The organism is Peribacillus sp. FSL K6-1552 (genome assembly GCF_038005205.1).
GTDB lineage: Bacteria > Bacillota > Bacilli > Bacillales > DSM-1321 > Peribacillus > Peribacillus butanolivorans.
Map to the genome: position 1 here is coordinate 246681 of NZ_JBBOST010000001.1, position 22961 is coordinate 269641.

Below are 22961 nucleotides of genomic sequence, written 5' to 3' on the forward strand. Positions count from 1 at the left end.
CCTTTTTACTTTTAGAGATATGAGGAGTGTGAAATAGGCGTTTTTCCCTTTTTAATGAGAAAGAAAAACGTTAGAGATATAACAAATTCTTCCACAACATATGAAAAATGTCTCGTTTTCAACAAAATTTATATTGATAATGATTTTCATTGTCTGCTAATATGAATCTAGAATTCATTTAAAAGGGAGATTCATATATGAAGAAAACAAAGGCATCATTAGCAGTCTTACTATCTACTAGCCTACTATTTGGCTGTTCACAGGAAAAGGAAGAAGTAAAACCGGCAGACAAGAATGCCAAAGAAACGAGTGCAAGTGCGAGTGCTTTAGATGATGTATCTAGCGAATATCGGGAATATGCGATTGGTGAAATAGAGGAGTTTGTAAAAGCGACTGAAGAGTTTACGACAGCTGTAACGTCTGGTGATATTGAAAAAGCGAAGGAAGTATACGCACCGGCCCGTATGCATTATGAGAGAGCTGAACCAATTGCAGAAGTATTTGGCGATCTTGATCCCAAAATTGATGCGCGTAAAGGGGACGTTAAAGATGAAGAGTGGGGCGGATACCACCGGATTGAAATGGGTTTATGGGAAGAAAACACAACAAAAGGTTATGAAGAGTATGCAAATCAGTTGATGAGTGATGTCAATTTGCTTCGTGCCAAAGTTGAAACTGTTGAGGTCACACCGGATTTATTAATCACAGGTGCGGTTGATTTATTAAATGAAGTTTCTACGAGTAAGGTAACTGGAGAAGAGGATCGATACTCTCATACAGATTTATATGACTTTGTTGCAAATGTAGAAGGTGCCGAAAAAATCTACGAACTTCTTACACCAGCTCTTAAAGAAAAAGACGAAAAGCTTGTAACGGAAATCCAACAACGTTTTGACGATGTATACAGCTTGCTTGAGAAGCATAAAGAAGGTAATGGCTATACCTCTTATACGGATTTAAAAGAATCTGAGGTTAAAGAGCTAAGCCAAGCCATTGATGCATTAGCTGAACCACTTTCGCAAATAGGGATTGTAACGGAGGAATCATAATTGAAAGAAAACACGCCAAATGACGAAACTTCGCTTTTTACTAAAAAAGTAAGTCGTCGCAATATGTTGAAAACAGCAGGAGTTGGTGGGGTCGGAGTCGTGATAGGAGCCTCTGGATTTGGTGGGCTTTTGAATCTATCTGATTCGAAGGCAAATGGACAAACTAATAATGTTGTTCCATTTTATGGGACAAATCAAGCGGGCATTACTACTGAAGCTCAGGATAACCTTTATTTTGCAGCACTGGAAGTTACGACAGATAATAAATCCGACTTAATCCAGCTATTTAAGGACTGGACAGAAGCAGCGGCTCAGATGACAGAGGGAAAATTGGTAGGTGAAGCTTCTCTAAATACTAGTATGCCTCCAAAAGATACTGGGGAAGCAAAAGAATTGTCACCTTCTAATTTGACGATTACTTTTGGAGTGGGTCCTACCCTATTTACGAAGAATGGTAAAGATCGGTTTGGTTTGAAATCGAAAAAGCCTGCTGAATTAAAGGATCTGCCCAAATTCCCTTTAGATGCGTTAGAAGATTCTTGGAGCGGCGGAGATATTTGTATTCAAGCATGTGCAGATGATCTTCAGGTTGCTTTTCATGCCGTTAGGAACTTAGTGAGAATCGGGAGAGGGAAAACGATTATTCATTGGGCCCAAACAGGTTTCCAACGTACTAAACAAGCCGATTCTCAAAAAACAACACCGCGTAACTTATTCGGGTTTAAGGACGGAACTGCCAATCCGGATAAGAAGAACAGCAGTGAAATGAATGAACATGTTTGGGTAAAGGCTGGGGATGGTCCAGACTGGCTTGTTGGCGGCAGTTATATGGTTGTACGCCGAATTCAGATGTACATTGAAGTATGGGACCGTACTATATTGAAAGAGCAGGAAAATACATTTGGCCGTCACCGTGACAGTGGAGCTCCATTAGGGATGAAGAATGAATTTGATAAGGTTGATTTAGAAGCTAAAGATAAGAATGGAAATCGGATTATTCCAGAAGATTCGCATATGAGTCTATCCAGGGGGGACGGAAAAGCAAAGATTCTGCGGCGTCCTTATTCATATGCGGATGGAATGGATCCTAAAACAGGAAGCTTGAACGCTGGCCTTCTGTTCATTTGTTATCAACGCAACCCAAGTAAACAATTTGTTCCTATACAGGAACGCCTTGCGAAAAATGATAAGCTGAATGAATATATCATTCACCGAGGTAGTGCTGTATTTGCTTGTTTGCCAGGTGTGAAAAAGGGTGGCTATATCGGAGAATCCCTTTTTAGGTAATTGAATTTTAAAAGATAGACGAGAAAATCGCCAGCATGGATGCGTATCCGGGTTGGCGATTTTAGTTCATAAATAAGGAGGGACCAGTATGACTGTTTCTAAATGGAAAAGTGGGATATTGGTTTTAATAGTCAGTCTTTTATTTATTTCATCTGCAGTACGAGTTGTTTCAGCAGGTGAAAATCATGATCAGCTTTTTGTCTATATTGGCGATAGTTTAATGAAGACAAAATCCGGCGACCTTGACGCAGTTTCGGATAATATAGCTCAATTTGAAAAAGAATGGAAAATGATAAAAACGGACAGTGAAGTTGCGAAGAAAGTTGACAAGCAATTATTGGCTGTAAAAAGTGCTGTGAAGAACCAAGCAGACGCAGATGAAATTAAAAAGCAATTATCGGCTTTATCAAGTACTCTAATTACATATGATACAGAGGAAAATCCAGTAGATAAGACGGACTATAAAGACCGGTTACAAGCGTTAATCCCATTAATTGATGAGTTGGATGCAACGATAGCTGAAGGAGACTTTGTTCAAGCTAAGAGTCAATATGCAAACCTGCTGAATCAATGGACTGACGCTGAGGTTGTTGTCCGGGAGGAAAGTGTTGCTTCATACGGTAAGATTGAAACAGCTATGGCCTTTGTGCGGATAGCCATTACACAGGATCCTCCTGATTCGGAAAAAGCCTTAACGAATCTTACTGAATTAAAAGGTTTAATGGAGGATTTTCTTGCTGGTAAGGTTGAAGAAGAAGACCAGAAGGTGACTTATTCACTTGGAGATGTTACACAACTCTTACAAGGAAGCGTAGCCGATATTGAAAAAAATGATATCGATTCGGCGATTGATCAGTTAAATGAAATTTTAACAATTTGGCCTAATGTCGAAGGGGAAGTTTCAACAAGAGACAGCAAGTTGTACAGTGATATGGAAACAAAAGTTCCGACCGCAATCAGCTTGTTACAATCGAAAAAGATAAAAGCAGAGGAAGCGAAGGATATCGTTTCGGATTTAAACACCCGGTTGCTACCCTTGATTGATGATACGAGCTATACAACATGGGATGCTGCTTTGATTCTTTTACGGGAGGGGCTAGAAGCACTCTTGATTGTAGCGACATTATTGTCTTTTCTAAAGAAAATTGGACAAGCTGACAAACAAAAATGGATTTGGACAGGGGTCGGTGCTGGATTAGCCGCGAGTACCATCTTTGCGGTCATCATCAATATTGTTTTCTCTCAAATTACGGCTGCGTCAAGCCGTGAGTACATTGAGGGAATCACTGGAATAGTGGCAGTATTGATGATGTTGACAATTGGCCTTTGGCTCCATAGTAAATCGAATATCCATGCATGGAATCGTTATATTGGCAAGCGAATGGACCAAGCAATTGCTACAGGTAGTATCGTCTCGTTTGCTTTAATTAGCTTTCTATCCATTTTCCGTGAAGGTGCGGAGACAATTATCTTTTATGCAGGAATGGCGCCGTATATGGAATTGAAGCAGCTATTAAGCGGGATTGCAATTGCCTTCCTCATATTAGTAGTGATTGGTTTTATCATGCTACGTTACAGCGTGAAACTACCGATTACCCTATTCTTTAAAGGAGCAACGATACTCATCTATGTTTTGGCATTTAAGATTCTTGGGGTCTCTATTCATTCACTTCAAGTTTCACAAGTGCTGAAGACACATACGATTACTTCCTTCCCGTTTGTAGAATGGATAGGACTTTATCCGACAGTAGAAACGATACTGCCGCAAGCTGTATTAATTCTGTTGATCTTACTGGCTACCTATTGGGTTAAAAAAAACAATTCTGTACATGCATCTGAATAAAAAAAGGGACTGACGAATTGAACTGCACCCCAATTGTTAGACAACATCTAACAATTGGAGGTGCAGTTTTTTTGACTAAATATACGATAGACGAAAAATTACATGCAGTTTTAGAGTACTTGGAGGGGAAAAAATCCTATAAATCCATTGCACAAGAAAGAAATGTAGGTTTATCCCCTTTGAAGAGATGGGTCGCTCGCTATCTAGAACATGGGATGGAAGGAATTGCTTCATCCTATACAAATTACACTCTGCCCTTTAAACTAGAGGTACTTAAATATATGAACGATTATGGGGCATCGATCAGCGAGACCGCTGTACACTATAATCTTCCTTCCGATTCTACACTTTTGAAATGGTCAAATCAGTTGAAGGAAGGAGGTATAGACGCCCTTAAACCAAAGAAAAAGGGGCGTCTATCCATGAAAAAAGAAACCAAGAAAACATCACCAGCTAAAGGCTCTCAAGAAGCACTTCTTGCCGAATTAGAATACTTACGTGCAGAGAATGCCTATCTAAAAAAGTTGAATGCCTTAGTTCAAGAAAAGGAAGCCCTACAAAGAAAGACAAAGCGAAAGTAGTCCATGAACTAAGGGAACAATTTGATTTAAATCTGCTTCTATCCATTTCTAAAATGGCACGGAGTACGTACTATTATTGGGTAAACGCCTTCGGGCGTAAGGATAAATACACAGAAATGAAATCCCTTATCAAAGAGATTTTCCATACGCATAAAGGGCGTTATGGGTATCGGCGTATCACACTAGAATTACGTAACCGAGGTGCTCGCATCAATCATAAAACAGTTCTCCGATTGATGAATGAACTAGGATTGAAGTCATTGGTTCGCATGAAGAAATACCGTTCGTACAAAGGGAAAATCGGCAAGATTGCGCCCAACATTCTAGCACGTGATTTCAAGGCGGCAAACTCAAATGAAAAATGGGTGACAGACGTCACAGAATTCCATCTAGCTGGGGAGAAACTATACTTATCGGCCATTCTTGATCTGTTTAATGGAGAAATCATCGCCTATAATATCGAATCTCGGCCTGTTTATCCCCTCGTTTCCAAAATGCTGGAGAAAGCCTTTGACCGCTTGGAATCGAAAGATTCACCCATTCTTCATTCAGATCAGGGCTGGCATTACCAGATGAAACAATATTCGCATGATTTGAAAAGACATAACATTACACAAAGCATGTCCCGTAAAGGAAATTGTCTCGATAATGCGGTCATAGAAAACTTCTTTGGCCTATTAAAATCAGAGTTACTTTATCTTCAAGAATTTGAAAGCATGGAGCATTTCAAACAAGAATTAGAAGAATATATCCATTACTACAATCATCAACGAATCAAGGTAAAATTAAAAGGCATGAGCCCGGTAGATTACCGGGTTCATGCCCTCAAGGCTGCCTAATTAAATAAAGTGTCTAACTTTTTGGGTTCACTTCAAATGTCAGTCCTCTTTTGTAGTATCTAGCGCAGAGATCGGCGATAGGAATATTGTTTCCATTGATAGAGGATAAAGCAACCAATGCAGAATCCAAGGATGGCTATGAAAGAAGCAAGTCCGACCATCACCGTAAAAATATATCCTGAAACGGTCCAACCAAGCAAGAAAGAAATTAATCCAAGTCCCAAGCAAACGACTGCAATAACTTGGTTGAATTGCTGTTGTGAATGATCTTCCGGAATATAATCAGAAGGCCGCTTTTTCAAGAAGAGCTTTGCAAGCCGCATAATCGGATTGAAATTAAAGATAAGCCCTAAAAGTCCTGCTGTAAACGGAATCGCTAATATCCATATTTGACCGGTTAGTAAGGCAGTCACCACACTTGAAAATATGACCCATTGATTCGTGCGTACTAAGGGACGGGGAATAGAACGAATTTCACTCGTCATTTGAATGCCAACCTCCCTGATGAGTTTTATTATATTTTATCTTTTATCTTTATTATAGCTACTTGTTAAGTGGGAATGATAACAAAGCCTATAAAATCAAAACTCAACCTTCTTATTTGTAATAATTTTAATTTAGTATTGATTATTATTATTAAAACAGTATAATATAATATATAACAATTAGTTAAAGTAGGAGGACGGTATAATGGTAACAAAAGTTTGTCAAACATGCGGTACACCAATAAAAAAACTAAAGCATTCTTCAATATGCCAATGCGGTCCTAAAATATTGAGCAATCAATTTTCAGCTAAAACAAAAAAATAAACTGCATAAAATAGAATGATAAATTAAACCGGTTATTGGAAATAATCGGTTTTTTGTTTACTTGTGGAGTGTAAAGATGTGTAACTAAAAAAAGTATCTTTTTATCCAATATTAAATATTTTTATTTTGAGTAAAAATAATGTACGATTAGAGAATAGAATTTAATGTCAGGGTGGAACAAAAGACAATGTATTAGTGTCTAAACCATCACGTGACGGTTGGGAGGGGTTATATTGGGATCGAGACGTTGAAAATTGGCGAGTTGGCGGAAATGGCGAATGTTACGAAGAGAACTGTTGATTACTATACAAACATGGGCCTGCTAAAAGCAGAACGTTCCGCCTCTAACTACCGTTATTATTCAGTCAGGGAACTTGAACGGCTTCACCGTATTGAGGAGTATAAAAGAAAAAACCTTTCATTAGAAGATATAAAGGAACTATTTAACCAGGACAAGGAAGTTTCATCTGCCATTGAGGAAACAGGACTTCAACTGAAAAGTAAACTGGATGGCTTGAATGAGGAGCTACGGGAAGTAATCAGGCTGATTGAAAAGGACGAAAAAAATGAACTTCTTCTAAAAAAACAGATTTCTCACGAAAGCATTGCCTTAATCCAATCATTATTAGTGTTGTTAGTATAATCCAGATTTATTCTCGATAGTTTACTGTACTAAGGTGCATATTAATAAAGGACATCTTCACAAAATGGTTGGGATGCGGCATTCATGTTAAAATTCAGTTTGTTTTTGAAATGGACATTAACCATTTACACAGGAGGTGCTTGGGATTAAACCGTGTTTGCCTATTCCTTGGTATTACTCAAGGTAGGGTATATACATGGTAAACCCGCACATATTGGAGATTTTTATAAAATTATTAGCAGTAGCTGTATTAATAGCATTAACGGCATTTTTTGTTGCCTCAGAATTTGCAATCGTAAAAGTCAGAAGTTCTCGCATTAATCAATTGATTGAAGAAGGACATAGAAATGCACTTGCAGCCAAGAAAGTAACCACACATATTGATGAGTACTTATCTGCTTGTCAATTGGGGATTACAGTAACCGCATTAGGTTTAGGGGTGCTGGGTGAACCTACGGTGGAGGCAATATTTAGACCATTGTTTTTAAGATGGGGATTAGATGAGTCCGTAAGTCATATTATCTCTTTCGTGATCGCGTTTGGTTCTGTCACATTCCTTCACGTTGTAGTCGGGGAACTAGCACCAAAAACAGTTGCGATTCAAAAGGCTGAGGAAGTAACATTAATGTTTTCAAAGCCATTAATTCTGTTTTATCGTATTTTGTACCCATTTATTTGGTTATTGAATGGTTCTGCTCGTGTTCTTACAGGCATGTTCGGGTTAAAGCCTGCTTCTGAATCTGAAATGGCTCACTCAGAAGAAGAACTGCGCATTATTTTATCAGAAAGCTATAAAAGCGGTGAGATTAATCAATCAGAATATAAATATGTAAACCAAATTTTTGAATTTGATGAGCGTATTGCCAATGAGATTATGGTTCCTCGAACGGAAATGACCGTAATTGAAAAAGGTATGCCCTTATTGGAAGTTGTTGAACTCATTCAAGAAGAGCAATACACTCGTTATCCTGTTATAGACGGTGATAAAGATAATGTAGTGGGTATGGTCAATATCAAGCGTCTTTATACAGCAACAATTACAGAAGAAAATGTTTCAGAATTGACGGTTGATTCATTTGTAACACCAATTATTCGTGTTCTTGAAACAATCGCAATTCATGATTTACTACTGAAAATGCAGAAGGAACGGATTCATATGGCCGTTTTAACAGATGAATATGGCGGTACTGCAGGTCTTGTTACGGTTGAAGACATTCTCGAAGAAATCGTCGGAGAAATACGAGATGAATTTGACCAAGACGAACGGCCGCTTATTCAAAAAATTGATGAGGGACATTATGTTTTTGATGCAAAAACATTGGTCGAAGATGTTAATGATACCCTTGCAATAGAATTACCAGAAGAAGATATAGATACATTGGGCGGCTGGTTCCTAACAGGGCGATTTGAAATTGCAGTCGGCGATAGAATAGAATATGCCGGCTTTGAATTTACCGTAAAAGAGATGGATGGCCATCATGTCTTATATGTTGAAGTTAAGAAAATTTAATAATCATGAAAAACCGAAAGCGAAAGCTTTCGGTTTTTATAATTTTACTAAATAATGAATTAATAATTGAGTATGGATTCGAACACAATGTGCTTTGGATTTTCTTACAATTAAAAAGGTAGACTACTACTCTAATGGAAAAGGAATTCATGAATAATAACGCTGTAGGTCACAATTTATACTATGGAAATGTTAAAATGTAGAGTGAGACATTAAATCTATCTAAATATAAATATATTGGAATGTTAGTAATAAGATTTATCTTTGCAAAGACATTCTTTTTCTGGCTGATTATAAATTAAGAAAAGAAGGTAGGCGGAAAAATGGGTTTTAAGAGGAAGCAAATGTTAGGATTCGGTTTAATCTTGCTTTTCTTGGCTATATTACTTTCTTTCATGATGTTTACGCTTAACAATTTAAAGAGCAGTATGACCGAAATAGTTGAAAACCGCTATGAAAAAGTTCAAGCTTCGATGGAAATCCGTCAGTTGTTTTCAAGGTCAGACCGTGAAATTTTGTTTGCAGCTGATGATGCGAATAAAGAAGAAAGAGCCAATAGTCTAGAAATTATAAAAGAGAATCATAGTTTGATTGAATCACAAATTGCTGAATTATCAGGTACTTTAAATAAAGTAAAAGCAAAGCAATTGTTGAAAGAGTTTGAGACTCAATATACATCTTACTCCATAACAGAGACTGAGATTATTCAAAATATACAAGAAGAAAATTCTTCTAAAAATATTTCCAGGTTGATGAGAGATCAGCGGGAAAAGCGGACAAAAGTTATCAGCGCGATGGATGACTTTAAAGATTACCAAGAAGGCGTTATGAAAGAAACCTTAAGGAATGCGAAACAAACCTATGAAGATATGATTAGTTTCACAATCTTCGCTGTTATTCTTAGCATTTTAGTTATTTCAGTAACGATGGTTTGGATGATTCGCAGCACATCAAAAGATTTGCAATCCATTACGAAAGTCATCAAGAATATTGATTTTAAAAACTTATCGGTAGTACCAAGAATTTCAGTTCGAACAAAAGATGAAATTGGTGATATCGCTCAATCCTTCAATGATATGGCAGAATCGCTTGAAGCCTATAATCAAAAGGAGAAAGATTTCACTGAAAAAATCAGTGAACAGAACTGGATTCAGACTCGTGTTGCAGATATTGCTACCATGTATCAGCGTATTGTTGATGTGGAGGTTCTTGCTGACAGATTCATTACAAGGCTTGCTCCTATGATGGGAGCGTCCATTGGGGCGTTTTACGTCAGGCGAGGAAAGGGAAAAGATATGCGTTTTGTAAAGCTTTCCAGCTTTGCAGGAGATGGTGAGGATGCAGGCAGACGTGAATTCCAATTGGGTGAAGGTTTGATTGGCCAATGCGCCCAAGAAGGAAAATCGAAATTCATCGAAAATATTCCTGAAGACTTCCATTTGGTTACAACAGGGCTAGGGGAAGTCAATCCTAAAAGTATTGTCATTGCACCGGTCGTATTTGAGGATGAAGTTATTGCAATGGTTGAATTGGCAAGTTTGGAGACCTTTACGAAGTTGCAAAAAAGTTTCTTAACCCGTGTGTTGGATACTCTGGGCATCACGATCAATAACGTAGAAGGTCGGATGGAAATAGAGCGTTTATTGAAAGAATCACAGGCACAGACCGAAGAGTTGCAGGCTCAATCGGAAGAGTTACAATCTCAGTCAGAGGAAATGCAGGCCCAATCAGAGGAATTGCAAACACAGGCTGAAGAGTTGCGGATGATTAACGAACAATTAGAAGAGAGAAATCGCGAAACCGAAGATAAATCGAAAGAGCTTCAAGTCGCAAAATTAAATCTTGAAAAACAAGCAGAAGAATTAAAGTTAAGTTCAAAATACAAATCGGAGTTCATGGCTAATATGTCCCATGAATTGCGGACGCCGCTTAACAGTATTTTGATTTTATCTGAAATGCTTTCTGATCCTAACGATAGTAAATTAAATGAAGAGCAGCAGGAATTTGCTCGTGTTATTAACTCTTCAGGTCAAGATTTATTAACATTGATTAATGATATTTTGGATTTATCAAAAGTTGAAGTTGGAAAACTTGAAGTTGTCTTTGACGAAATGAATATGAGTGAGCTGCCTGAGCTATTGCACCGTAACTTTGATCATGTAGCGAAGAAAAAGAACATCGACTTTCTAATCAATAAAGATAAAAATGTACCGGACATTTTCTTTACGGATGAACAGCGCTTCCAGCAAATCTTGAAAAACTTATTGTCCAACGCATTTAAATTCACGGAAAAAGGTTCTGTGTCTGTCCAAATTAAAAAAGCGGATGAAGAAAATGTCGCACAGTGGATTCAAACAAAAGGTGCAAGTAATTGGATTGAAATTAATGTGGCGGATACTGGTATTGGAATTTCCAAAGAAAAGCAAAAACTAATCTTTGAGGCGTTCCAGCAAGGCGACGGAGCTACAATGAGAAAATACGGTGGTACAGGACTTGGGCTTTCCATATGTCGTGAATTTGCTAAGCTGCTAGGAGGCTGGGTCATTGTAGATAGTAAAGAAGGCCAAGGTAGTACATTTACCTTCTTTATTCCAAGCATGCCAGAGGGCTTCAAACATGTTGGCGAAGCAATAGCTGCTTCTCCTGAAGTGGCAGCAGCTACCCATGAAGCAACCGAATCTTTTATAGAGCAGGAAGAACAGGATGTCGTAATATTCGATGGTGACGGCAAGAAAAATGGTAATCCATTCTGCAATAAAACCGTACTGGTCGTCGATGATGACCACCGTAATATCTTTGCACTAAAAAATGCCCTGAAGCATGAGGGGATGGAAATCCTTACGGCTGAAAATGGCTATGAATGTTTGGAGCTTCTTGAAAAAGGGAATAATATAGATGCAATATTAATGGATATAATGATGCCAGGAATGGATGGTTATGAAACGATGACTAGAATTCGCGAGCAGAATAAGTTCGAGAATCTTCCAATCATCGCTTTAACAGCTAAAGCGATGAAAGGCGATAGGGAAAAATGCCTGAAAGCTGGCGCGTCCGACTATGTCAGTAAGCCATTAAAATTAGATCAGTTGCTATCAGTTCTTCGTGTGTGGCTGACTAATTAATTGATAGTACGGGTAAGGAAGGTTTTTCATGAAGGATACATTAACTGTTGAAGAACGAGAAGATATAGAAATTGAATTATTATTGCAAGCCATTTATTCTGTCTCCGGCTTCGATTTTCGGAAATATATGCGTTCTTCTATAAAGCGGAGAGTTGAAAATCGGATGAGGCTGGACCATATTCGTAGGATAAGTGGAATGATTGAAATGGTTTTATATGAAAAAGGGTATGTCGAGAAACTTCTGAATGATTTTTCGATAAACGTTACTGAAATGTTTCGCGACCCGGATTTCTTTAAAGCTTTTCGATTAAAAATTGTACCGCTTTTAAAACAGCTTCCGGAAATTAGAATTTGGCATGCGGGTTGTTCGACTGGTGAAGAAGCCTTCTCAATGGCCATCCTTCTTAAGGAAGAGGGGCTTTATGAAAAGGCGAAAATTTATGCGACTGATATGAATGAAGATGTCCTCCGTCATGCGGAAAAAGGGATACTTCCGCTAAATAGAATGCAGTCTTATACAAAAAACTATTTGCAGGCCGGCGGAAAACAGGAATTTTCGGAGTATTATACGACGGATTATCAAAATGCCTATCTTAATTCTAGCCTTCTTAAAAACATAGTGTTTTTCCAGCATAATTTGGTCACTGATGGTTCATTCAATGAGTTTCATATTATCTTGTGCCGAAATGTGATGATTTACTTTACCGGTGAATTACAAACCTATGTAAACCATTTGTTTTATGACAGTCTTAGTAAAGAAGGCTTTCTTGCAGTTGGTAGTAAGGAAACACTTCATACATCTTACTTATCGGAAGATTATGAGGACTTTGATTCAAAGGAACGGATTTATCGGAAATTATAAGAAGGGGGAGTTCGCATATCTAGCGGACTCCTCTTTTTATTAGGGGCAACTAGTAATATGTTTTCACCCTGTTTTTGGGTGATACAAAAAAATTCTTATAATATGTTTAGAGTGTCATAGTAACGGGTATATATAATGAATTGGTCTGCGAATGTGATGATAAAGTGGTTTATTATTATTAAAAGAGACTGAGCTTCGTTATAATAAAATGGAAACTACCCTATAGGGAACCACAATAATGAAACGCATTTACATAATAAAGATAAAAACTTGCCGCTCGATATAAGCCAAAAGGGGAATAAAAGAATGACGATATTAATCGTAGATGATAACCAGGTTAACCTTTTCGTTATAGAGAAAATTCTAAAGAGGGCTGGCTATACGGATTTTCTATCATTAACTTCTGCTGTGGAGATGTTTGAATATTTACAGGTGGATGGTCTGAAACCAAAGGAGACTTCTGTTGATATCATTCTGCTTGATATTATGATGCCTGAAATCGATGGAATAGAGGCGTGCAGACGACTTCAAAATATCCCACACCTTAAAGATATACCCGTGATTTTTGTGACCGCACTTGAAGATTCAAACAAGGTGGCCGAGGCGCTTGATGTGGGCGGTATTGATTATATAATGAAGCCTATTAATAAAATTGACTTGTTGGCCCGGATTCGTGTGGGATTAAGGCTTAAATATGAAAAAGATTGGCATAAAATGCAGGATGAAAAAATTCGTAATGAATTAGATCTCTCGATGCAGGTCCAAAGCAGTCTCTTAAGTGAGCCCATTCACAATGACCACTTAACTATCAAAGCCTCATACTTACCTGCAAATAAGTTAGCGGGAGACATGTACTATTGGCATCGCATTGATGAAAATCGATATGGAATCATTCTGCTTGATATGATGGGACATGGAATATCCGCTTCACTTGTTTGTATGTTTATTTCCTCTGTTTTGAGGGATGCGATTCGGACACATACAGATCCTGTTGCAGTCATAAACGAAATGAATCACTGGATGAGTGTCCTTAATAAAGAAGATAACCAAGTGCACTATTATTTTACAGCGATTTATATGATTATTGATACAGAGCAAAAAACAGTGGAATATGTTAACGCTGGACATCCTCCAGGCTTCGCTTTAATGGATGATGGAAAAGTGGCTTCTCTTTCAAAAGGGACATGTCCTGTGGGATTCTTCACTGAGATGAATATAGAGAAATCAATCATTCATTATGAAGACAGAATTCAACTTCTGTTATTTACAGATGGAGTCATGGAGGCTATCGATCGGGATGGCACCGAAGGGCTGAATCAAATACAAGAAGCGGTCTCAACGAGTTGGTTTGATATCAAGGAAACCGCTCCTATTGATTTTGTTATGCCCCCTGAAATGCAACAAGACCAGCCGGATGATATGTGTGTTGTTGTAATTCAAGCTAATTGAAAAAGGAAGAGGCTGCAGTTTATACCTGCAGCCTCTTCTGTATATAAGGGGGTGTGGAAATTGTGAATGTTCTTGAATAGGAGAGATTCAATGTAGTATCCTGCGATTTTAATTTGCTAATTAACGTTTATTTTTCAATTTACTAACAGCGTCTTGGAGATTGCCTTTTAATTTATCAACTTTACCTTCTGCTTGTAAGTGAGGATCATTTTTCGCGTTACCGACCTGGTCTTTTGTTTCGCCTTTTACTTTATTGACCGTACTTTTTACTTTGTCTGATAAACTACTCATTATGCTGCCTCCTTTTTCTTTATATACTATATATACCCGTGTATAGGTCGAGTAAACCAAGTTGTATATAAGAATCATTTATGAAGCGATTGTTGCCTTTTTACTGTGAATTTGAATGAACCGATAAGCCTGTTCAATGATTTGATCTTTATCATAATCCAACGAAGCAACATGATAGGAATTTTCAAGGGCGATTAATTCCTTATCAAGGGACAATACAGTATCGTATATTTGATTGGAACAGCGGGCTGGTACAACGTGATCTTCTGGAGAATGAAAAAGAAGTATCGGGCAGCTAATGTTTTCGAGCTGTTGACTTGTATGCTCCATAATATCAAGTAACTGATTAATTGCTTTTGAGGGAACTTGGTCATAAGTGATTTCAGTAACAGTATCGTCTTTTACGTCAGGCTCACCTTCAGGAATGAAACGCGGAACCGGTTGGTTACGATAGATTTCATACTCAGGAACTTGAAGTGCGGCGTTAATAGTGAGAATTCCTTCACAAGGTACTTTTGTCGCTAAATCCAAAACAAGGGCGCCGCCCATTGATTGTCCTATTGCAAATACATATGTGCAGGTTTGCTTTAGCTTTGCATAGGCAGTCTCGACATCATGTACCCAATCTTGATAATGGCTCGTTTCCATATCCAGCTCATCGGTTCCATGGCCCTTCAAACGTGGAGCATAGACTGTATAGCCTTTGGCAGCAAGGTTATCACCTAAATACCTTACACTTTGTGGTGTTCCATTAAAGCCATGGCAAATGAGGATTCCGATAGAATTGCCAGGGAGGAAAAAAGATTCTGCACCTGGTATTACCTTTGCTGCTGTCATATCTCCATCTCCTTTAAATCATAATCTATTAAAAAAGGGGTTATTGATTATTAGACTCTGTCTTTTTAACAATATTAACTATTCCGATTATATTACTTGGTTATATAATATCATAACAAGATTTAGAAAGTCAACTTGGTTATGTTTCTTGTTCAATACATCAAGAAGGTACTTAAGGCAAGAAAAAAACAGGGCTGCAAATACTTGTGGAAGATATACGTTGACGCGAGTACCTAAATATAACAAAGAAATCTAGCTTGGTTTCAATTAATACAACTCCTTCTATAATATATGTTTACTAAAATACCGATCTAAGAGGTTGTTAAAATGCCTAACAAAATAAAAACTATAAAAATAGGAATAATCGTTGACTTTCAAGTGGAATAGGATTAATATAAATAAGCACCAAGTACGACAAACAAAAAACTTCATCCACTTTTGGTAGAAGAAATAATAACTATTGACTTCTTATTATGAAAGTGTTAAGATGAAATGGTCGCTGAAAAACACAGCGATTTAAAATAAGTTAAAAACTTCGCAGAAGTTGACAACTAATCAATAGCGTGTTATGATGAATAAACAAGTTGTTCGAAAGAACAACGATGAAATTGCTCTTTGAAAACTGAACAAAACAAAGCGCCAACGTTAATTTTTTAAGTGAGCACACACTATCAAAAAGCAAAATGAGCAAGTCAAACATTTCTTCGGAGAGTTTGATCCTGGCTCAGGACGAACGCTGGCGGCGTGCCTAATACATGCAAGTCGAGCGAATCGATGGGAGCTTGCTCCCTGAGATTAGCGGCGGACGGGTGAGTAACACGTGGGCAACCTGCCTATAAGACTGGGATAACTTCGGGAAACCGGAGCTAATACCGGATACGTTCTTTTCTCGCATGAGAGAAGATGGAAAGACGGCCTCTAGCTGTCACTTATAGATGGGCCCGCGGCGCATTAGCTAGTTGGTGAGGTAATGGCTCACCAAGGCGACGATGCGTAGCCGACCTGAGAGGGTGATCGGCCACACTGGGACTGAGACACGGCCCAGACTCCTACGGGAGGCAGCAGTAGGGAATCTTCCGCAATGGACGAAAGTCTGACGGAGCAACGCCGCGTGAACGAAGAAGGCCTTCGGGTCGTAAAGTTCTGTTGTTAGGGAAGAACAAGTACCAGAGTAACTGCTGGTACCTTGACGGTACCTAACCAGAAAGCCACGGCTAACTACGTGCCAGCAGCCGCGGTAATACGTAGGTGGCAAGCGTTGTCCGGAATTATTGGGCGTAAAGCGCGCGCAGGTGGTTCCTTAAGTCTGATGTGAAAGCCCACGGCTCAACCGTGGAGGGTCATTGGAAACTGGGGAACTTGAGTGCAGAAGAGGAAAGTGGAATTCCAAGTGTAGCGGTGAAATGCGTAGAGATTTGGAGGAACACCAGTGGCGAAGGCGACTTTCTGGTCTGTAACTGACACTGAGGCGCGAAAGCGTGGGGAGCAAACAGGATTAGATACCCTGGTAGTCCACGCCGTAAACGATGAGTGCTAAGTGTTAGAGGGTTTCCGCCCTTTAGTGCTGCAGCTAACGCATTAAGCACTCCGCCTGGGGAGTACGGCCGCAAGGCTGAAACTCAAAGGAATTGACGGGGGCCCGCACAAGCGGTGGAGCATGTGGTTTAATTCGAAGCAACGCGAAGAACCTTACCAGGTCTTGACATCCTCTGACAACCCTAGAGATAGGGCGTTCCCCTTCGGGGGACAGAGTGACAGGTGGTGCATGGTTGTCGTCAGCTCGTGTCGTGAGATGTTGGGTTAAGTCCCGCAACGAGCGCAACCCTTGATCTTAGTTGCCAGCATTCAGTTGGGCACTCTAAGGTGACTGCCGGTGACAAACCGGAGGAAGGTGGGGATGACGTCAAATCATCATGCCCCTTATGACCTGGGCTACACACGTGCTACAATGGATGGTACAAAGGGCTGCAAACCTGCGAAGGTAAGCGAATCCCATAAAGCCATTCTCAGTTCGGATTGTAGGCTGCAACTCGCCTACATGAAGCCGGAATCGCTAGTAATCGCGGATCAGCATGCCGCGGTGAATACGTTCCCGGGCCTTGTACACACCGCCCGTCACACCACGAGAGTTTGTAACACCCGAAGTCGGTGAGGTAACCTTTATGGAGCCAGCCGCCTAAGGTGGGACAGATGATTGGGGTGAAGTCGTAACAAGGTAGCCGTATCGGAAGGTGCGGCTGGATCACCTCCTTTCTAAGGATAAATACGAGAGCGCTTTTGTTTTGTTCAGTTTTGAATGAGTAATTCATTCAGATTCGAAAGATCTCATCACGTAGTGATGGAATTCTTTCTTCTTTGTTCCTTGAAAACTAGATAATAGATAGAAGGCAATTAATTTTTTCAAAGCATCAGTAAGATCTTTTTTAACGGTTAAGTTAGAAAGGGCGCACGGTGGATGCCTTGGCACTAGGAGCCGATGAAGGACGGGACTAACACCGATATGCTTCGGGGAGCTGTAAGTAAGCTTTGATCCGGAGATTTCCGAATGGGGAAACCCACTGTTCGTAATGGAACAGTATCTTTACCTGAATACATAGGGTACTGAAGGCAGACCCGGGGAACTGAAACATCTAAGTACCCGGAGGAAGAGAAAGCAAATGCGATTTCCTGAGTAGCGGCGAGCGAAACGGAATTAGCCCAAACCAAGAGGCTTGCCTCTTGGGGTTGTAGGACACTCAACATGGAGTTACAAAGGAACGGGGTAAATGAAGTGATCTGGAAAGGTCCGTCAAAGAAGGTAAAAACCCTGTAGTTGAAACTTCGTTCCCTCCTGAGTGGATCCTGAGTACGGCGGGACACGAGAAATCCCGTCGGAAGCAGGGAGGACCATCTCCCAAGGCTAAATACTACCTAGTGACCGATAGTGAACCAGTACCGTGAGGGAAAGGTGAAAAGCACCCCGGAAGGGGAGTGAAATAGATCCTGAAACCGTGTGCCTACAAGTAGTCAAAGCCCGTTAATGGGTAATGGCGTGCCTTTTGTAGAATGAACCGGCGAGTTACGATTTCATGCGAGGTTAAGTTGATAAGACGGAGCCGCAGCGAAAGCGAGTCTGAATAGGGCGAATGAGTATGAGGTCGTAGACCCGAAACCAGGTGATCTACCCATGTCCAGGGTGAAGTTCAGGTAACACTGAATGGAGGCCCGAACCCACGCACGTTGAAAAGTGCGGGGATGAGGTGTGGGTAGCGGAGAAATTCCAATCGAACCTGGAGATAGCTGGTTCTCTCCGAAATAGCTTTAGGGCTAGCCTCAAGATGAGAGTATTGGAGGTAGAGCACTGATTGGACTAGGGGCCCCCAACGGGTTACCGAATTCAGTCAAACTCCGAATGCCAAATACTTATTCTTGGGAGTCAGACTGCGAGTGATAAGATCCGTAGTCGAAAGGGAAACAGCCCAGACCACCAGCTAAGGTCCCAAAGTATACGTTAAGTGGAAAAGGATGTGGAGTTGCTTAGACAACCAGGATGTTGGCTCAGAAGCAGCCATCATTTAAAGAGTGCGTAATAGCTCACTGGTCGAGTGACTCCGCGCCGAAAATGTACCGGGGCTAAACGTATCACCGAAGCTGTGGATTGACACCGTATGGTGTCGATGGTAGGAGAGCGTTCTAAGGGCGTTGAAGTCAGACCGGAAGGACTGGTGGAGCGCTTAGAAGTGAGAATGCCGGTATGAGTAGCGAAAGAAGGGTGAGAATCCCTTCCACCGAATGCCTAAGGTTTCCTGAGGAAGGCTCGTCCGCTCAGGGTTAGTCGGGACCTAAGCCGAGGCCGAAAGGCGTAGGCGATGGACAACAGGTTGATATTCCTGTACCACCTATACATCGTTTGAACGATGGGGGGACGCAGAAGGATAGGGTAAGCGCGCTGTTGGATATGCGCGTCCAAGCAGTTAGGCCGGAAACGAGGCAAATCCCGTTTCCATTAAGGCGGAGCTGTGATGGCGAGGGAAATATAGTACCGAAGTTCCTGATTCCACGCTGCCAAGAAAAGCCTCTAGTGAGATGTAAGGTGCCCGTACCGCAAACCGACACAGGTAGGCGAGGAGAGAATCCTAAGGTGTGCGAGAGAACTCTCGTTAAGGAACTCGGCAAAATGACCCCGTAACTTCGGGAGAAGGGGTGCTTTTTAGGGTGAATAGCCCAGAAAAGCCGCAGTGAATAGGCCCAGGCGACTGTTTAGCAAAAACACAGGTCTCTGCGAAGCCGCAAGGCGAAGTATAGGGGCTGACACCTGCCCGGTGCTGGAAGGTTAAGGGGAGAGGTTAGCGCAAGCGAAGCTTTGAACCGAAGCCCCAGTAAACGGCGGCCGTAACTATAACGGTCCTAAGGTAGCGAAATTCCTTGTCGGGTAAGTTCCGACCCGCACGAAAGGTGTAACGATCTGGGCACTGTCTCAACGAGAGACTCGGTGAAATTATAGTACCTGTGAAGATGCAGGTTACCCGCGACAGGACGGAAAGACCCCGTGGAGCTTTACTGCAGCCTGATATTGAATTTTGGTACAGCTTGTACAGGATAGGTAGGAGCCTGAGAAGCCGGAGCGCTAGCTTCGGTGGAGGCGTTGGTGGGATACTACCCTGGCTGTATTGAAATTCTAACCCGCGCCCCTTATCGGGGTGGGAGACAGTGTCAGGTGGGCAGTTTGACTGGGGCGGTCGCCTCCTAAAGAGTAACGGAGGCGCCCAAAGGTTCCCTCAGAATGGTTGGAAATCATTCGTAGAGTGTAAAGGCACAAGGGAGCTTGACTGCGAGACCTACAAGTCGAGCAGGGACGAAAGTCGGGCTTAGTGATCCGGTGGTTCCGCATGGAAGGGCCATCGCTCAACGGATAAAAGCTACCCCGGGGATAACAGGCTTATCTCCCCCAAGAGTCCACATCGACGGGGAGGTTTGGCACCTCGATGTCGGCTCATCGCATCCTGGGGCTGTAGTCGGTCCCAAGGGTTGGGCTGTTCGCCCATTAAAGCGGTACGCGAGCTGGGTTCAGAACGTCGTGAGACAGTTCGGTCCCTATCCGTCGCGGGCGCAGGAAATTTGAGAGGAGCTGTCCTTAGTACGAGAGGACCGGGATGGACGCACCGCTGGTGTACCAGTTGTCTTGCCAAAGGCATAGCTGGGTAGCTACGTGCGGACGGGATAAGTGCTGAAAGCATCTAAGCATGAAGCCCCCCTCGAGATGAGATTTCCCATAGCGCAAGCTAGTAAGATCCCTGAAAGATGATCAGGTTGATAGGTCAGAGGTGGAAGCGTGGCGACATGTGGAGCTGACTGATACTAATAGATCGAGGACTTAACCACGCTTTAAAAAATGAAATACCTTCTTATTATCTAGTTTTGAAGGAACAACGTTCCTTTATTGTTTGGTGGCGATAGCGAAGAGGTCACACCCGTTCCCATTCCGAACACGGCAGTTAAGCTCTTCAGCGCCGATGGTAGTTGGGGGTTTCCCCCTGTGAGAGTAGGACGCCGCCAAGCCATTTTGAAAAGATCAGCCATCCTTGGCTGGTCTTTTTTGTGTTTATATAATTTGAAAAGTGCAGAACAAAAATTATAACGCAATTTTGGGTCGTAAGTAAGGATTACATATTAAGCCAGGTTCCGCATTATTGAAAAGGAAGCATATAATGAAGAAACGTCAAAAGTTAGAGCAACTGGAAGACTAATGCGTAAAGGAAACAAGATAAAATCTGTTGGAGTCTTTATTAATGTAAAGCTTCAAGAATATGTGATTCAATTCTTAGATGATAGTAACTTATATATTGGTGGATATTGAAACGTTTTACCATCAAGTGGAAGCACCACTACCAACGATTTGGGAAAAGTACCGTACTCACAAAAAAGCGCAAATCTGGCTTAAACCTTTAAAAAAATATCCATATTTAGAGGTGTATTTTTGATGCCATTTTCTTTATATTACTTTATACGGCGGTGCTCTTATGGGTATTCGCCATTTTTTGTTCTAAAATAAGATCCCATTAATCTCTTATTGGTTATAAGTCTATCGTTTCCCTATACCGGTAGATGTCTACTTAATAGAAAAGAAAATGGTAGTAGTTTACTAACCATATGAATAAAACGGTTATTGTCTTGTGGCATTTGTTGATAATAAAATTGTGATTCACTTAAAATTGATGTGATTTCCTTCTCTAAGTATGCTTCACTCCACTTTTCCAATATCGCCTTACTTTTATTGCCTTTTGTAACTTTTATGATTATTTACTTCATTTGATTTTATAGAATAAGAATTTGTTTTTCTTCAATGGATAAGTCAGCTGTGCATCTTTTTTTAAAATCTAGAGATAAACACCATCCTTAAAAAACAATAATTTCACGCAATCAAGTAAGAAATAGTACGCAAGAAAAGAGATATTGAAGGGATACCAGAGTAATCTTGACTCACAAGTTATATGTTATAATATGGTAATGAATATTTGCTGCATTGATAAGTTCAATTTATATAGTAACTTTTTTTGGAGGGGTATGTATGGTGGCGTATGTATTTACTATAATTGTGGTTGGCATTATAGGACTGATTGGTTACAGAATGATTTTCAAAAAGAAAACGCCTTCTAACATGTATACACCTTATGATGACATGGTTATGGGAAAAAAAGATGATGTTAAAAGAAATCACCCTGCACAAGATACAAAACACAATATCAAATATGAAGAAAAAAGCGATAAAGACAAGACCGTATAAACGGTCTTGTCTTTATCGCTTTTTTTGAGGGGTTGTAAAAATTCGAACGTTGATTTTCACTCCAGGCACTCGCTTTCCGCGGGCGGTCAGGGAGCCTCCTCGGCGCCTTTGCGCCTGTGGGGTCTCCCTTGGACACGCTTTTCCCGCAGGAGTCTCGCACCTTCCGTTCCAATCAACTTTGTTTTAACAATTAGATATAAACACTTTTGCCTACAGTTTTTTTTGTTTTAATATAGGAGTATTAAAACTTGAGGTGATGACGATGCTTTCGAAACATAATTCTATTCAGCGAGATCAACTTGAAATGATTACTTTGGATCAACTGGTGCCAGCGAACCATTTGGTTCGTAAAATTGAGGGGGCCATTGACTGCACTTTCATTTATGACTTGGTGAAAGAGATGTATTCAGAGATAGGGCGCCCAGGTATTGATCCAGTTATTTTAGTTAAATTGACATTCATTCAATATACCTTCGGTATTCGTTCGATGCGTAAAACGATTGAAGAAGTTGAAACGAATATGGCTTACAGTTGGTTTTTAGGTTACGGTTTCCATGATAAAGTACCTCACTTCTCAACGTTCGGGAAAAATTATGAGCGTCGCTTTAAAGAATACAGACCTGTTTGAACAGATTTTTTATCGTATCTTAATGACAGCTTCAGAAAGAAAGTTAAGCCTTTTCCACCGGATAAATTTGATAAAGAAGAAACCAAAGAAATTAAAGAAAGTACAACTGACCCTGAGAGTGGCTACTATGTAAAAGATGAACGAATAAAACAGTTTGCCTATTCATTTCATGCGGCTGCAGACCGCAACGGTTTTGTGCTGGGGTAGAAGGTTTTCAGTTGATTAATCCCTTAAAGGTCGAAGTTGCATCTTATAAGAGTGGCAATCTCTCAAGACAAACTATCTTAGAGGCAGTCACTATCCTAGTGGTTTTACAATGAAGCTGCATACCAAGAAGAATTATAGGTATTGTTTCTTCTTAATAAAGGGCATTCTTACTAGAACTTAAAATAAAACAGAAATTTTTATATATAATGTGTTGACTTTAAGGTAGGAAAGGATTAATAT

The 22961-nt window shown here is 40.5% G+C and carries 13 protein-coding genes, 3 rRNA genes and 1 pseudogene; 14 read left to right on the forward strand and 3 right to left on the reverse strand.

What is annotated here, in order from left to right:
- Window positions 1–197: 197 nt before the first annotated feature.
- From efeO to NST21_RS01315, 4 genes are all read left to right on the forward strand, one after another.
- A complete protein-coding gene (gene efeO / locus NST21_RS01300; RefSeq protein ID WP_053348261.1) occupies window positions 198–1049 on the forward strand; it encodes an iron uptake system protein EfeO in 852 nt (283 codons plus the stop codon).
- Complete coding sequence (efeB, locus tag NST21_RS01305) at window positions 1050–2336, forward strand: iron uptake transporter deferrochelatase/peroxidase subunit (protein WP_340887355.1); 1287 nt, start codon at window positions 1050–1052, stop codon at window positions 2334–2336.
- Between the two features lie 88 nt (window positions 2337–2424).
- Window positions 2425–4179, forward strand: a complete 1755-nt coding sequence (locus tag NST21_RS01310; protein ID WP_340887357.1) for an FTR1 family protein — start codon at window positions 2425–2427, stop codon at window positions 4177–4179.
- Between the two features lie 71 nt (window positions 4180–4250).
- Window positions 4251–5599 (forward strand): IS3 family transposase gene (locus tag NST21_RS01315; RefSeq protein ID WP_340887359.1). Its coding sequence is split into 2 segments (ribosomal slippage): window positions 4251–4695 and window positions 4695–5599, totalling 1350 coding nucleotides; the frame shifts between segments, so codons are not numbered across the junction.
- Window positions 5600–5658: 59 nt separating this feature from the next.
- Here the strand turns inward: NST21_RS01315 and NST21_RS01320 are convergent.
- On the reverse strand, window positions 5659–6084 hold the full coding sequence (locus NST21_RS01320) for a DUF4395 domain-containing protein (RefSeq protein ID WP_201250164.1): 426 nt from the start codon (window positions 6082–6084) through the stop codon (window positions 5659–5661).
- Between the two features lie 572 nt (window positions 6085–6656).
- Between NST21_RS01320 and NST21_RS01325 the strand changes: the two genes are divergently transcribed.
- The 5 genes from NST21_RS01325 (at window position 6657) to NST21_RS01345 (ending at window position 13995) form a co-directional block, all read left to right on the forward strand.
- A complete protein-coding gene (locus tag NST21_RS01325) occupies window positions 6657–7052 on the forward strand; it encodes a MerR family transcriptional regulator (RefSeq protein ID WP_235566074.1) in 396 nt (131 codons plus the stop codon).
- Between the two features lie 196 nt (window positions 7053–7248).
- Window positions 7249–8562 carry a hemolysin family protein gene (locus NST21_RS01330; RefSeq protein WP_445670465.1) on the forward strand — a complete coding sequence of 438 codons (1314 nt, stop codon included), beginning with the start codon at window positions 7249–7251 and terminating at the stop codon, window positions 8560–8562.
- Window positions 8563–8906: 344 nt separating this feature from the next.
- Window positions 8907–11684 carry a response regulator gene (locus NST21_RS01335; protein ID WP_340887362.1) on the forward strand — a complete coding sequence of 926 codons (2778 nt, stop codon included), beginning with the start codon at window positions 8907–8909 and terminating at the stop codon, window positions 11682–11684.
- Between the two features lie 28 nt (window positions 11685–11712).
- A complete protein-coding gene (locus tag NST21_RS01340) occupies window positions 11713–12546 on the forward strand; it encodes a CheR family methyltransferase (protein ID WP_340887364.1) in 834 nt (277 codons plus the stop codon).
- A 306-nt stretch (window positions 12547–12852) separates the two neighbouring features.
- Window positions 12853–13995 (forward strand): fused response regulator/phosphatase, encoded by a 1143-nt coding sequence (locus NST21_RS01345; protein ID WP_056525851.1) that lies wholly within the window; start codon window positions 12853–12855, stop codon window positions 13993–13995.
- Window positions 13996–14115: 120 nt separating this feature from the next.
- On the opposite strand, the gene NST21_RS01350 is transcribed toward NST21_RS01345, so the two are convergent.
- Window positions 14116–14286, reverse strand: a complete 171-nt coding sequence (locus NST21_RS01350) for a CsbD family protein (protein ID WP_082527580.1) — start codon at window positions 14284–14286, stop codon at window positions 14116–14118.
- A gap of 78 nt (window positions 14287–14364) precedes the next feature.
- On the reverse strand, window positions 14365–15123 hold the full coding sequence (locus tag NST21_RS01355; RefSeq protein WP_340887367.1) for an alpha/beta hydrolase: 759 nt from the start codon (window positions 15121–15123) through the stop codon (window positions 14365–14367).
- A gap of 701 nt (window positions 15124–15824) precedes the next feature.
- On the opposite strand from NST21_RS01355, the gene NST21_RS01360 reads away from it, so the two are divergent.
- The 5 genes and pseudogenes from NST21_RS01360 to NST21_RS01380 form a co-directional block, all read left to right on the forward strand.
- Window positions 15825–17376: ribosomal RNA gene (locus NST21_RS01360) — 16S ribosomal RNA — on the forward strand.
- 175 nt (window positions 17377–17551) lie between these two features.
- Window positions 17552–20484, forward strand: a 23S ribosomal RNA gene (locus tag NST21_RS01365).
- A 61-nt stretch (window positions 20485–20545) separates the two neighbouring features.
- A 5S ribosomal RNA gene (rrf, locus tag NST21_RS01370) occupies window positions 20546–20661 on the forward strand.
- The 16S, 23S and 5S rRNA genes sit together here, the layout of an rRNA operon.
- Window positions 20662–21670: 1009 nt before the next feature.
- A complete protein-coding gene (locus NST21_RS01375) occupies window positions 21671–21886 on the forward strand; it encodes a DUF3951 domain-containing protein (RefSeq protein WP_328116960.1) in 216 nt (71 codons plus the stop codon).
- 262 nt (window positions 21887–22148) lie between these two features.
- Window positions 22149–22718, forward strand: a pseudogene (locus NST21_RS01380) (transposase); the annotation flags it as partial.
- Between the last annotated feature and the right edge of the window lie 243 nt (window positions 22719–22961).